The sequence below is a fragment of the Agromyces sp. NPDC029043 genome (assembly GCF_055564615.1).
In genome coordinates this window covers 25407-38373 of sequence record NZ_JBVHVX010000015.1, presented here as the reverse complement: position 1 = coordinate 38373, position 12967 = coordinate 25407, and the positions used below count along the sequence as shown (strand labels likewise).

The 12967-nt window shown below is 73.0% G+C and carries 11 protein-coding genes; 6 read left to right on the top strand and 5 right to left on the bottom strand.

The features are described from left to right. The first annotated feature begins 5 nt into the window (after nucleotides 1-5). The 6 genes from ACZ4TW_RS16925 to ACZ4TW_RS16900 are packed head-to-tail and all read left to right on the top strand — an operon-like array spanning nucleotide 6 to nucleotide 6800. Nucleotides 6-1613, top strand: a complete 1608-nt coding sequence (locus ACZ4TW_RS16925) for an O-antigen ligase family protein (RefSeq protein WP_465544477.1) — start codon at nucleotides 6-8, stop codon at nucleotides 1611-1613. Continuing rightward, the gene (locus ACZ4TW_RS16920) at nucleotides 1610-2470 is read left to right on the top strand and encodes a glycosyltransferase family 2 protein (RefSeq protein WP_465544475.1); all 861 of its coding nucleotides are present in this window, start codon (nucleotides 1610-1612) and stop codon (nucleotides 2468-2470) included. Before ACZ4TW_RS16925 ends, ACZ4TW_RS16920 begins: the two co-directional genes overlap by 4 nt. Beyond that, on the top strand, nucleotides 2437-4029 hold the full coding sequence (locus ACZ4TW_RS16915) for a lipopolysaccharide biosynthesis protein (RefSeq protein WP_465544474.1): 1593 nt from the start codon (nucleotides 2437-2439) through the stop codon (nucleotides 4027-4029). Before ACZ4TW_RS16920 ends, ACZ4TW_RS16915 begins: the two co-directional genes overlap by 34 nt. A gap of 1 nt (nucleotide 4030) precedes the next feature. After that, nucleotides 4031-4897, top strand: a complete 867-nt coding sequence (locus tag ACZ4TW_RS16910) for an SGNH/GDSL hydrolase family protein (protein WP_465544472.1) — start codon at nucleotides 4031-4033, stop codon at nucleotides 4895-4897. Next, complete coding sequence (locus ACZ4TW_RS16905) at nucleotides 4894-5826, top strand: glycosyltransferase (RefSeq protein ID WP_465544470.1); 933 nt, start codon at nucleotides 4894-4896, stop codon at nucleotides 5824-5826. Before ACZ4TW_RS16910 ends, ACZ4TW_RS16905 begins: the two co-directional genes overlap by 4 nt. Before the next feature lie 20 nt (nucleotides 5827-5846). Next, nucleotides 5847-6800, top strand: a complete 954-nt coding sequence (locus ACZ4TW_RS16900) for a glycosyltransferase family 2 protein (RefSeq protein WP_465544468.1) — start codon at nucleotides 5847-5849, stop codon at nucleotides 6798-6800. Here the strand turns inward: ACZ4TW_RS16900 and ACZ4TW_RS16895 are convergent. The 5 genes from ACZ4TW_RS16895 to ACZ4TW_RS16875 form a co-directional block, all read right to left on the bottom strand. Continuing rightward, entirely contained in the window at nucleotides 6749-7909 is a 1161-nt protein-coding gene (locus ACZ4TW_RS16895) for a glycosyltransferase (protein WP_465544466.1), read from the bottom strand. The genes ACZ4TW_RS16900 and ACZ4TW_RS16895 overlap by 52 nt on opposite strands. A gap of 27 nt (nucleotides 7910-7936) precedes the next feature. Next, nucleotides 7937-9454, bottom strand: coding sequence for a sugar transferase (locus ACZ4TW_RS16890; RefSeq protein ID WP_465544464.1), 1518 nt, complete (start codon nucleotides 9452-9454; stop codon nucleotides 7937-7939). A 332-nt stretch (nucleotides 9455-9786) separates the two neighbouring features. Then, the gene (locus tag ACZ4TW_RS16885) at nucleotides 9787-10983 is read right to left on the bottom strand and encodes a glycosyltransferase (RefSeq protein WP_465544462.1); all 1197 of its coding nucleotides are present in this window, start codon (nucleotides 10981-10983) and stop codon (nucleotides 9787-9789) included. Continuing rightward, nucleotides 10980-11540, bottom strand: a complete 561-nt coding sequence (locus tag ACZ4TW_RS16880) for an acyltransferase (RefSeq protein ID WP_465544460.1) — start codon at nucleotides 11538-11540, stop codon at nucleotides 10980-10982. The genes ACZ4TW_RS16885 and ACZ4TW_RS16880 overlap by 4 nt, the downstream gene beginning before the upstream one ends. A gap of 142 nt (nucleotides 11541-11682) precedes the next feature. Beyond that, on the bottom strand, nucleotides 11683-12948 hold the full coding sequence (locus ACZ4TW_RS16875) for a polysaccharide pyruvyl transferase family protein (protein WP_465544458.1): 1266 nt from the start codon (nucleotides 12946-12948) through the stop codon (nucleotides 11683-11685). Nucleotides 12949-12967 lie beyond the last annotated feature (19 nt).

The following is a 12967-nucleotide window of genomic DNA, read 5'->3' as shown; positions in this document are numbered from 1 at the left end:
GCGCCATGACCCGCGCCGACGCCGTGATCGACGTCGCCGCCGACCGCTCCGCCCCCACCGGCGGTCCGTCCGTCGCACCCGGCACCGACCGGGGCGACGGGCGGGCCGACGGGGTGAGCCGTCGCCGGATCGTCATCGCCGCACTCGTGCTCGCGGCCGCCGCCGTCACGGCGGTCGCGCTGCTCCCGCCGCTCATCGCCGCGGCCGTGCTCGCCACGATCGCGCTCCTCGTGATCTTCCGACGCGTCGTGTTCACCTGGAGCGCGATGATCATCGGCCTCGCCGCCGTGATCATGTTCGTGCCCGCCCGGCGGTACGCCATCCCGATCCCGCTGCCGTTCCAGCTCGAGCCCTACCGGCTCGTGCTGGCCATCGTGATCGTCTCGCTCGTGGTCGCGCTGCTGCTCAAGCCCGAGGTGCGCTGGCGGCCGATCGCGTTCGGCTGGCCGATCGGCATCTTCGTGGCGACCGTGCTCGTCTCGTTCGTGGTCAACTCCACGCAGCTCGCCAACGACGCGCTCATCGAGACCTCGGTCGGCGGCATCACGCAGCTGCTGCTCATGCTCACGGTGTTCCTCTGCTTCCGGCAGCTGTTCCGCTCCGAACGCGACGTCATGCTGCTGCTCACCTTCATCACCTGGGCGGGCGCGGTCGTCTCGGTGTTCGCCGTGTACGAGCGGTTCACGCGCATGAACGTGTTCCTCATGCTCGCCAATTTCCTGCCGTTCCAGCTGCTGCGCGAGGCGGGCGACGTCAGCCGTGCGGGCGTCGCCCGCGCGTTCGGCTCGGCGCAGCATCCGATCGCCCTCGCGGTCGCGCTGTGCCTGCTGATCCCCATCGCGATCTACCTGGCCAAGTACGCCGGATGGCCGAGGAACCCGTACAACCGCACCATCGTGTACGCGGGCGCGACCGTGCTGCTGTTCGGCGGCATCCTCTCGGCGATCTCGCGGACGGCCGTCGTCGTGCTCGGCGTCATGTTCCTCGTCGCGCTGATCTTCACCCCGCGGGTCGCGGGCGCGCTGTTCGCGCTCGCGTTCCCGGTGGTGATGCTCGCGGCCGTGGTCGTGCCGAAGGTGTTCGAGGAGATGGTGCTCTCGTTCCTCGACCTCGATTCGCTCATCGAATCGCAGTACTCCTCGGCCGGGTTCACGGGCGCCGGACGATTGGCCGACCTCGGGCCCGCGATGGAGGAGGTCGAGCAGTCGCCGTTCTTCGGCCAGGGCTACGGCAGCCGCATCGTGATCGGCGAGGAGCGCAATGCGTTCATCCTCGACAACCAGTTCCTCGGCACGCTCATGGAGACCGGCGCGCTCGGCGTCATCGGGCTTGCCGCGTTCCTGCTCGTCCCGCCGATCATGCTGCTGCACTTCGCGTTCGCGCGCGCGGCCGAGCGTCGTCACGCGAACCTCGCCATCGCGCTCGCGGTGTCGATCGCGGGCTACATCGCCGCGATCTTCTTCTACGACGCGTTCGGGTTCTTCCAGACGTTCTTCATCCACGGCATGCTGCTCGCGGCGGGGGCGTGGCTGCTCACCGAGGCGCCGCGGCGCGAGCGGGTGACCGGCGAGGCCGTCGCCGAGCGCGAGCCCGAACCGGAGGCCGTGACGTGACCGCCCGGCTCTCGGTGGTGATCCCGGCGCACGACGAGGCGGCGGTGATCGGCGGGCTGCTCTCCGACCTCGTGGGCGACGCACGCTCGGCCGGGCTCGAGATCGTGGTGGTGGCCAACGGATGTCGCGACGCGACGGCCGCGGTCGCCCGCGGGTTCGGCCGCCGCGTGCGAGTCATCGAGATCCCCGAGGCCTCGAAGATCGCCGCGCTCCGGGCCGGCGACCGCGCGGCGTCCGCGTTCCCGCGCGCCTACGTCGACGCCGACGTGCGGATCTCGGCCGACGCGCTGCTCGCGCTCGCCGACCTGCTCGAGACGCCCGGCGGACCGCTCGTCGCCTCGCCGCGGCTGGAGGTCGACACGTCGCGCGCGTCGTGGCCGGTCCGCGCGCACTACCGGATCTGGGAGCTCACCGACTACCGCCAGCAGGGCCACATCGGCTCGGGCGTCGTCGCGCTCTCGGCCGAGGGACGGTCGCGGTTCCGCGAGTGGCCCGACGTGATCGCCGACGACCGGTTCGTGCAGCTGTTGTTCGAGCCGGGGGAGCGGGCCACGCTCGACGGGCACGCGTTCACGGTGCCGAGCGCCCGCACCATCGGCGCGCACCTGCGGCGCACGACGCGGATCGCGCGCGGCAACCTCGAGCTGGCCGGTGCCGACGAGCGCGCGCCCGACCTCGCCCCGTCGGGCGACCGCGCGTCGAACCTCGTCGAGCGCGTCGCCCGACGCCCCGCGCTGTGGCCCGCGTTCGCCGTGTACTGCGTCACCTCGACGATCCCGAAGCTCCGCGCCATCCGCCAGATCGACGAACGGAAGGAGGCGGTATGGGCACGCGACGACGCCAGGACGACGGCGTGAACCACGCCGCGCCCGACCGCCTCGCGCACACCTCGTCGCGAGGCGTGTTCGTCACCATGGGCGGGTTCGGCGGCAAGACGCTCATCCAGGTCGCCTCGACGGTGGTGCTCGCCCGACTGCTCTCGCCGGCCGACTTCGGCCTCGTCGCGATGGTCACCGCGATCGTCGGCGTCGCCGACCTCGTGCGCGACTTCGGGCTCACGGGCGCGATCATCCAGGCGAAGAAGCTCAGCGAGCGGATGTGGATGAGCGTCATGTGGCTCTCCGTCGCCCTCGGCCTCGGGCTCATGGGCCTGATCGCCGCGAGCGCGCCGCTGATCGCCTGGATCTACGACGAGGAACGCCTCGTCGTGCTGACCCTCGCGATCGCGCCGATCCTCCTGATCAACGGGCTCGCGATGCCCATGCAGGCCCGCGTGCAGCGCGACCTGCGGTTCGGCACGCTCGCGAGCATCGACGTCGTGTCGATGCTCTGCGGCGTCGCCGTCGGCATCGGCACCGCACTCCTCGGATGGGGCGTCTGGTCGCTCGTGGCCATGAACGCCGCCGGGCAGCTCTACCGGCTCGTCGCTCTCTGGGTGGCGTCCCGCCCCCGCTTCGGCCGCCCGCACATCGCGAAGGAGGTGCTCCCGCTCGTCACCACCGGCGGCAGCATCTTCGGCGTCCAGCTCCTGAACTACGCCGCGAAGAACGCCGACAACGTCATCATCGGCGCGCAGCTCGGTCCGGCGACGCTCGGCCAGTACTCGCGCGCGTACGCGCTCTACCTGCTGCCCATGCAGCAGCTGAACGGCACGCTCGGCCGGGTCGCGCTGCCCGTGCTCAGCAAGCTGCAGGACGACGGCGAACGGTACCGGCGCTACGTGAGCGGCGCCCTCATGGTCATCGGGTACCTCACGATCCCGGTGTATGCGGTCGCCGCTGCGGTGTCGGCGCCGCTCATCGCCATCCTGCTCGGACCGGGGTGGGAGCAGGCGGCGACGCTCTTCAGCCTGCTCGCCATCGCGGGCGTCGCACAGTCGATCGGCAGCGTGCTCGGCTGGCTGTACATCACGCTCGGCCGCGCGCATCGGCAGCTCGTGTACTACCTCGTGACGCGCCCAATGGTGATCGGCGGCTACGTGCTCGGCATCTGGTGGGCCGGAGTGGAAGGGCTCGCGCTCGTCTACGGCGTGCTCACGCTGCTGCTGCTCATCCCCGGCTTCTACTTCGCCACGGTCGGCACCTTCGTGCGCGTCGGCGACATCATCCGGCCCATCGCACGGCCCGTCGTGCTCGCGCCGCTGTGCTTCGGCGCCGCGTACGGCGTGCAGCTCGCGACCGCCGGGCTGCCCGCGATCGTGCAGCTGTCGCTCGGGGTGGTCGCGGGGGTCGTGCCGCTCGCCGCCTGCCTCGCCATCCCCGCCTACCGGCGCGACCTGGCGCAGATCGTCGGGTTCGTCAAGCAGGTGCGCAAGCCCGCGGGCTCCCCGGCCGCCACGGGCGCGCCCTCCGATGCCGCCGACCCCGCCCCCGCCGACACCACCGAACCGGCACCCGAACGGACGAAGGGACCCTGACATGCGGATGCGCCACCGGATCCTCGGAACGGCGGCCGGCCTCGCGGCCGCCGCGATCCTGGCCGGGTGCGCGCCATCCGCCGCCGCCCCGCCCGACCTCACCGAGCTCGAGCCGCCGGCCGCCGCCGCCGAGGTCGACACGATCGGCATCCTCGGCGACTCCATCTCGCTCGGCGTCAACGCCTGCGAGTCCCAGGGCCAGTGCGCCGCCGCGTCGTGGGCGGGCGGCACCGAGGCCGCCGTCGGATCCGTCGCGGCCCGGCTCGCCGCGGCATCCGGAACCGAGCCCGCGGTCGTCAACGCCGCGAAGGACGGCGGCGACGTCGAGGACGCCCTCGGCCTGGTCGACGAGGTGATCGCCGCGCAGCCGCAGCTCGTGACCGTGCTGCTCGGCGGCAACGACGCATGCGCGCCCACGCTCGACGAGATGACCTCGGCCGCCGACTTCGAGGACCGGCTCAGCCGGCTCTACGCGCGCCTCACCGCCGAGGCGCCCGACGCCGTCATCCTCACCATGTCGGTGCCCGACCTCCACCGGCTCTGGGAGCTCGGCCGCGCCGACGCGCGCACCGTGCAGGTCTGGAACAGCAGCCCCTCATGCACCAACCTGCTCGGCTCGGCCGACGACGACTCCGCCGAGGCCGCCGCCCGGCGCGACGCGGTCGCCGCCCGGGTGGTCGAGTACAACGCCGCGATCGCGCGCGTGTGCGACGCGACCGAGGGGTGCATCCACGACGACGGCGCGGTGTATGCGTACGCCTTCAGCGCCGACGAGATCTCGGCGATCGACCGGTTCCACCCGTCGGTCGCAGGGCAGCGCGCGATCGCCGCGATCGCGTGGGACGCATTGGAAAGGGGAACACCATGACGACCATGCTCGTGGCCATCTCCGGGGGCCATCTCGCACAACTGCACCTGCTCGCGCCGCGCATCGCCGACGGCGACGACGTCGTCTGGATGACCGACAACACCGCCCAGAGCAGATCGCTGCTCGACGGCGAACGCGTCTACCACGTGCCCACGCGGCCCCCGCGCGACCTCGTGGGGGTGCTGCGCGACACCGGCGTGGCGCGCCGCGCCTTCGCCGAGCACCCCGTGACACGCGTCATCAGCTCGGGGGCCCAGATCGCGCTGTCGGCGCTCATCCCCGCGTACTTCAAGCGCGTGCCGTTCAGCTACGTCGAGTCGGCGACGCGCGTGACCGGCCTCTCCACCACCGGCAAGCTCATCGATCACATCCCGTCGGTGCGCCGGTACGTGCAGTACCCCATGCGCACGTCCTCGCGCTGGGGCTACGCGCTGTCGGTGTTCGACGGGTTCCGGGTGGAACCGGCCGAGGAGCGCCCGATCGGCCGCGCGGTCGTCACGGTCGGCGGCAACGGGGACTACGGCTTCCGGAGACTGCTCGAATCCGCGCGCCGAGCGATCCCCCGCGACGCCGAGGTGCTCTGGCAGTCGGGGTCGACGGATGTCGCGGGGCTCGACATCCGGGCCGAGCCGTCCGTGCCGTCGGCCCGCCTGTCGGCCGAGCTCGAAGCCGCCGACGTGGTCATCGGCCACGCCGGCACCGGAACGGCGCTGGCCGCGCTCGCCGCGGGCAAGGTGCCCGTGCTCGCGCCGCGCTCGGTCGAGCACGGCGAGCACGTCGACTCGCACCAGGACGACCTCGCCGCGTTCCTCGCCGACCGCGGACTCGCGGTGATCCGCCCCGCCGACGAGATCACCGAGGACGACCTGCGGGAGGCGTCGCGCTGGCGCGTCACCCGCCGCGACGACCTCGAACCGGTCGCGATCTGACCGCGGCGAACCATCCGATCGTGCCCGAACTCAGCATCGTCGTCGTCAACTACGGCACCCGCGAGGCGACCTCCGCCTGCCTCCGCTCGGTGTTCGACACCGCGGGCGGACTCGACCTCGAGGTCGTCGTGGTCGACAACGGCTCGGCCGACGGGAGCGCCGCGGCGTTCCGCGAGCGGTTCCCGGCCGCGGTGACCATCGAGGCGGGGGAGAACCTCGGCTTCGCGCGCGCCGTGAACCGCGGCGCGCGCGAGGCCACGGGCACCTGGCTGCTGCTCCTCAACCCCGACACCGTCGTGCTGCCCGGCTCGCTGCGCGCGCTCGTCGACTTCGCCGAGCGGCACCCCGAGTTCGGCGTCTTCGGAGGGCGCACGCTGCGACCCGACGGCACCGTCGACCCGAGCTCCTGCTGGGGCGCGCCGAGCCTCTGGTCGCTGGCCATGTTCGCGAGCATGCTCTCGACCGCGTTCAAGCGCTCGCGCGTGTTCGACCCCGAGTCGCTCGGCGGCTGGCAGCGCGACAGCGTGCGCGAGGTGCCCATCGTCACCGGATGCCTCCTGCTCATGCGGCGCGCGGAATGGGACGCGCTCGGCGGCATGGACGAGGACTACTTCCTCTACGGCGAGGACGCGGAGTTCAGCCTGCGTGCCGGCCGCGCCGGGCTCCGCCGCGTCGTCGTGCCCGACGCCGTCATCGTGCACGAGGTCGGCGGCTCGAGCGACGCCGGCGGCGCGAAGGGCTGCATGGTGATGGCGGGCAAGGTCACCCTGCTGCGCAAGACGTGGACGCCGGTTCGCGCGCGCCTCGGCGTCGGGCTGCTGGTCGCGGGCGTCGGGGTGCGCGCTGCGCTCGAGATCGCGACCCGGCGCACGCGCGCGCCCTGGCGCACCGTGTGGCGGCGCCGGGTCGACTGGATGGACGGCTACCCGAAGGCCGAGGAGACGCTGTTCGGCAGGGTGCTCGCCGACGCCTGAGGCTCGCCCAGAACCCACTCCCGGATCCGCGACGTGAACCGGGCGACGTCGAATTCGAGCGAGCGCGCCCGCGCCGCGTCGCGGTCGACCGTGTCGGCCCGCTCGACGGCCGCGGCGAAGCCCGACGCGTCGTCGGGGTCGTAGTGCGCGCCCGTGACGCCGTCGACGACCGACTCCGCGGCTCCGCCGACCCGGTTCACGATCACCGGGCAGCCGGCCGCCATCGCCTCGACGGGGATGATCCCGAAGTCCTCGATCGGCGGGAACACGAACGCCAGCGCGCGCTGGAACAGCGCTCGCATGAGCTCGTCGGAGACGCGACCGAGCAGGTGCACGGGCACCGGCGAGGCCGCCGCGAGCGCCGCGAGCCGGTCGTGTTCGGGGCCCGAGCCCACGAGCGCGACGGGAAGGCCGAGCGCGGCACCCATGCGGACGACTGCCTCGTGGCGCTTGTACGGCACGAGGCGCGACGCGGCCATGAGGAACCCGCGGTCGGGGAGCCGCTCGAGCACCTCGCGCTCCTCGGGCGTGAGCCGCTCGGCCCAGTCGTCGACGCCCGCGATGGCCCGCGACGCGACGGGCGGATGGATCACGATCGCCTCGCGATCCCACGCGCGGCCGATGCGCTGCCGCACGAAGTCGCTGTTCGCCGCGAGCGACCCCGATCCCGCTGACGCGGCACGGTCGACGCCCCGGAGGTAGCTCCGTGCCAGCCCCGCGAGCGGGTTCGACGTGCGGCGGTCCAGGCCCGGCTCCCACAGGTACCGCGCCGGCGTATGGATGTAGGAGAACTTCGGGACCCCTCGCTGCGAGCCGAACCCCGCGTGGTGCGCGAAGACGTAGCTGCTCGTGACGATCCACTCGGGCTCGATCGTGCGCCAGCCCCGCCGCCACGTCTGCGACATCAGCGGCAGCGACAGCGCCTTGCGGCCGCGCAGCGGCGTGCGCGCGATCCACGACTCGTCGACGCCCTCGCGCGGGAAGCGGCGGGGATCGTCGTTCCAGAGGCACGCGAGGCGCGAGTCGGGCAGCGCGACGCGCATGGCGTCGAGCACCTGCTCGGCGCCGCCCGACTCCTCGATCCACTCCTGCACGATCAGACCGGTCATGTGCGGCTCCTCGAGGTCGGGTCGGCGTCAGTACGCGCCGTGGCTGCCGATGACGGCGCGGACGGTCTTCAGGAGGATCACGAGGTCGCCCGTGATCGACCAGTTCTCGACGTAGTAGAGGTCGATCTTCACGCTCTCGTCCCACGACAGGTCGGACCGTCCGCTCACCTGCCACAGCCCGGTGATGCCGGGCTTCGTGAGCAGGCGCCGGTTCACGTCCTCCTCGTACCGCTCGACCTCCGACGGGAGGGGCGGGCGCGGGCCGACGAGGCTCATGTCGCCGACGAGCACGTTCCACAGCTGCGGCAGCTCGTCGAGCGAGTACCGGCGGAGCGTGCGACCCACCGGCGTGATCCGCGGATCCTCGCGCATCTTGAACAGCACGCCGTCGCCGTCGTTGGCGGTGCGCAGCTCCCGCAGCCGAGCCTCCGCGTCGACGACCATCGACCGGAACTTCAGCATCGTGAACCGCGTGCCGTGCACGCCGACGCGCTCCTGGCGGAACAGCACCGGCCCGTCACTGGTCAGCCGCACGGTCATCGCGATGGCGGTGAGCAGCGGGAGCAGGAGGGTGAGGGCGATGCCCGACACCAGGATGTCGAAGCCGCGCTTCACGACATGGTTGAACCCCGTGTACTGCGGCAGGTCGACGTGCACCATCGGCAGCCCGTTGATGGGCCGCAGGTGGATGCGCGGGCCCGCGACATCCGTCAGCCGCGACACGAGGATGAGCTCGGTGTTCGAGTTCTCGAGCTCCCACCCGAGGCGCCGGATGGTGCTGTTCCCGCCGGGCAGGTCGCCGGCGACGATCACCGCACGCGTGCGCGTGCGCTTCGACGTCTCGGCCAGGCGTGCGAAGTCGACGATGGGCAGGTCGAGCTCCCTCGCCTGCGCGGTGCGCGCCGAGCCCGCGTACGCGGCCCCGATCGCGCGGTACCCCACCCGGAACTGCCGCCGGAGCTCATCGACCACGCGGGCGACGTCGTCGGGCCGGCCCACGACGATCGACCCGGTCGTGCAGCGGCCGCGCCGCCGCATCGCGTGCAGCACCCAGCGCCACGCGACCCGCCCCGCGAGGAGCAGCACGAGGCCCAATGGCAGCGCGACGGCGATGAACCCGCGAGCGATGTCGATGCCCGACAGGTAGGCGACGACCGCGAGCAGGCCGAACGTGATGAGGGTCGCGTTGACGACCCGCTGGTACTCGACGGTGCCCGTGCCGATGTTGCGCAGCATCCGCGACCGCGTCGCCGACAGCGCGACCAGCCAGGCCGCGGCGATCGCCGCGCTGAGCGACAGGTAGGCCACCTCGCCCGCCGGAGTCGACGCTCGCAGGCCGTCGGTCTGGAAGCGCACCAGCTGCGCGACGAGCAGCGCGACGACGATGGCGGCCGCATCGGTGACCGTCAGCGCGGCCACGAGCCGGTTGCGCCAGCCGAGCCGCCTCGGCTGCGCCACGACCCGCTGGCCCACGGCGGCCGCCCGATCTCGCAGGCGCTCGGCCGGACTCGGAACCAGCAGCATCGTGTCGACTTCGCCGGACATCAAGCCCCCTCGTGCGTCGGCGATCGGCGAGTGCCGACGAGCACGCGGGTTCCGCGGTCGCCCCCACCCGCCTTGGACGGGTACATCGCAGGCGGCGTCGCCCTGGTGGAACGTGAGGAGCGCGGCCGGCGACGTGGCCCCTCCGTCATGGGGGGCCGTGGCGTTCAGGGCCTCGTCGTCGATCGCGCTCCTTGCAGCGATGCTATGCAGGCGCCGGAGGCGGTGGAAGGCACCGAGGGCGAAGTTCACACGGGCTTCAGAAGGTCGATACACCGCCGACACACAGCGATGCGGAACCCCTCCGTTCGGGGGTCGCGGCCGGATGGCGCCGCTCAGGCTCGCGCGAGCGCGAACACCTGCTCGTGGCGGGCCGCCCACGAGTTCGCCGCGATGAAGGCCCGGCGGTCGGCCTCGACGGCCGGGCCGAGCGCGAGCGCGCGCGGCAGCTCGTCGGCGAAGTCGGAGACCGAGTCGACGAGCAGCACGCGCTCATCGATGCCGCGCACCGGCGCCAGGTCGATCGAGACGACCGGCGCACCCGCGGCCAGGTACTCGTAGATCTTCAGCGGGCTCATCGCCTCGGTCAGCGGCGTGCGCCGGTGCGCCAGCAGGCACACCTCGGCGTTGCGCAGCACGGCCACGAGCTCGGGCCGGGCGACGCTCGGGTGCACGTGCACGTTCGAGAACCGGCGCAGCGCGGCGACGTACTCGGGGTCGGGCAGGGGGCCGAGCAGCACGACCTGCAGGTGGGGCATGCGGGTCGCGAGGTCGGCGATGCCGGGCACGTCGAGCCGGGAGTCGAGCGTGCCCACGTACACCGCGCGAGGCCCCGGGATCGCCGCGAACCATGGCGGGGACTGCGGGGGGTCGCCGAGCCACTCCGACGGTTCGACGCCGTTCGGCACGACGAGCGCGGGCCCCGTCGGCTCGATGCGCTCGAGGATCTCGGCCGAGACCGCCGCCACCGCACGGCCCGAGCGCGCGATGCGCCGGTACGCCTCGCGGTACGCCGGCCAGTACGCCTCGCGGGCCGGCGAGCTCGACCAGTCGTCGCGGGCGAAGAACGTCACGCCCGACGCCCAGTCGAACGGCGCGAACCCGGCGACGAGCGGGTTGGTCGTGAGCACGAGCGGCCGGTCCAGCCCGAGACGTCGCGCGGCGCGGCGGAGCGAGCGGTCGTAGAGCTCGTACTCGGCGTCGATCCGCGACACGTCGGTCGGATCGTCGCGACGCGCGCGCACGGGGCGGTGCAGCGACATCCGCTCGCTCGACGGGAAGCGCACGTCGCGATCGAGCACCGGGGTCGCGGCGACGCGCGGGCCCCACCGGAACGGGTTCGCCACGAGGAGCCGTCGCACCTCGGGGCTCGCCATCAGGCTCGCGAGGATCCGGTCGGGCGGGCGCATCATGCCGCGCCGCACCGCGTCGGAGTAGGTCTCGTAGCTGAACGTGAAGACGAAGTCGGCAGGCGTGCGTGACGCGCTCGCCGGCTCGAGCGGCGCCACGACGGGATCGGTGTGCTCGATCATGCGGCCAGCTGCCGGATCATGCGTGCCGGGGCGCCCGCCACGATCGACCGGGGAGGCACGTCCTCCCGGACGACCGAGTTCGCCCCGACGACCGCGCCCGCACCGACCGTCACTCCCGGCATGATGACCGCGTTCTGCCCGAGCCACGCGCCGCGGCAGATCCGCACCGGCGCGACCCGCTGCAGCGGCTGGTCGCGGATGAACACGTCGGGCTGGTCGAAGCCGTGCGTGTGGTCGGAGATGTAGACGCCGCGCGCGATGGCCACGCCGTCCTCGATCACGACGCTCTCGATCGCCGAGATCGAGGTCTGGTTCATGCGCACCCGGTCGCCGATGCGGATGACGGGTGCCGGATGGTCCAGGCGCGGCACGATCAGCCACGACCCCGGGCCGATCAGCACGTCGGAGCCGATCGCGATGCGGTCGGCGTTGCCCACCCGGAACGGCAGCAGGATCCGCGACCGCGCGCCGAAGCCGTGGAAGCCGGTCGCCGCGATGCGCGAGAAGACCGCGTCGCGTGCTCGCTGCAGGAGCAGGATCACATCCAGACCGTTCACGTTCCGCCCCTCCGCGTGAGTTCCGTCCTCCGCGCCACGCGAGTCGGCCCGGCGGGGGCCACCGTGGTCGTCATCGGCCGACTCGCCCGCTCGCCCACTGTACCCAGCCGTTCCCGCGGTCGAGCCGCCCGTTCGCCATTGTTTACCCGGAGGTAACAGGGCGGACGACCGGCAGGCCGTCGAGGTTGCGTGCCGCGAGCTCGAGCACGCGGGGGAGCGCGGCGTCGATTCGCTCGCGCAGGGACTCCGCGGCGTCGGCTGCCTCGCGCGCCGCGCGGGGCAGGGTGCTCGCGAGCTCGTCGGTCGGCACGCACAGCTCGGATGCGCCCACGAGCTCCATCAGCCCTTCGACCTTGCCCTGCGTCGCCACGGTGACCGCCGGCACGCCGTGCATGAGGCTCATGACCGCGAGGTGCATCCGCCCCGTCACCGTGATTCGGGCTCGCTGCGCGAGCCCGCGGATCGTCGCGGGGGAGACGAGCCGGTCGACCAGCAGCACGTCGGGGTCGCCGGCGAAGCGCTCGGCGACCGCGCGGCAGATCGGCAGGTCGTCGGCCCCCGCGCGAGAGACGTGCGGCACGAGCAGCACGCCGTGGCCGCGCTCGCGCAGCGCCTGCACGACCTCGACGTACGGGTCGAGGTCGCCGCCCGACGGCACCAGCCCGGAGAAGTTCACGAGCGCGAGGGGCCCGCGCACGCGATCGGCCCACGCCGCCGCGCCATCCGCGTCGACCGTGCGCGCCAGGAACACGATGTCGGCGCCCTCGATGATCGGCTCGATGCCGTCGCGCCGGGCCCGCTCGGCCGACCGCGGGTCGCGGAGCACGGTCGTCACGCCCGCGCGGGCCGCCGCCCGGAGTGCCGCGAGCGCACGGGCGTCGGGCGCGGCATTCCAGCTGAAGCCGAGGATTCGGGTGTCGATGCCCAGCTCGGCGAGGCGCCGTGCGAGGTTCGCCCGGTTCGTGGAGGCGCGGTACCCGTAACCGCCGTCCATCACGTCGGCGCCGATGACCGAGAACGACGTGGCATCCGCCAGCACCTCGCGGAGCGCCCGCACGTCGCGAACGTGCCCGAGCAGGTCGCCGTAGACGAGCGAGAACAGCGGCACGAGCCGCACGCGGGGATCGTCGGGCAGCGTGAAGTCGGTCGGGCGGCGGGCGATGACGCTCACCCGGCCGTCGACGTTCTCGAGGAACGCCTCGACGAGCGCCTGGTCGCCGATGTTGCCGCCGCCGGCTGGGGCGAGCAGCACGTGGTGCGGCTCGGTGCTTCCGGCGTCGTCGGCGCCCGTGCCCGCCGGGCGGACGGTGCGGCGCGTGAGCAGCACCCGGTCGGCCGCCGCGAGCAGTGCGGGCGAGCGCAGCGGCTGGGAGAGGCGCTGACGTGCACGGCCGAGCAACGAAGCCATCGGAGATCCTCTCGTGGGC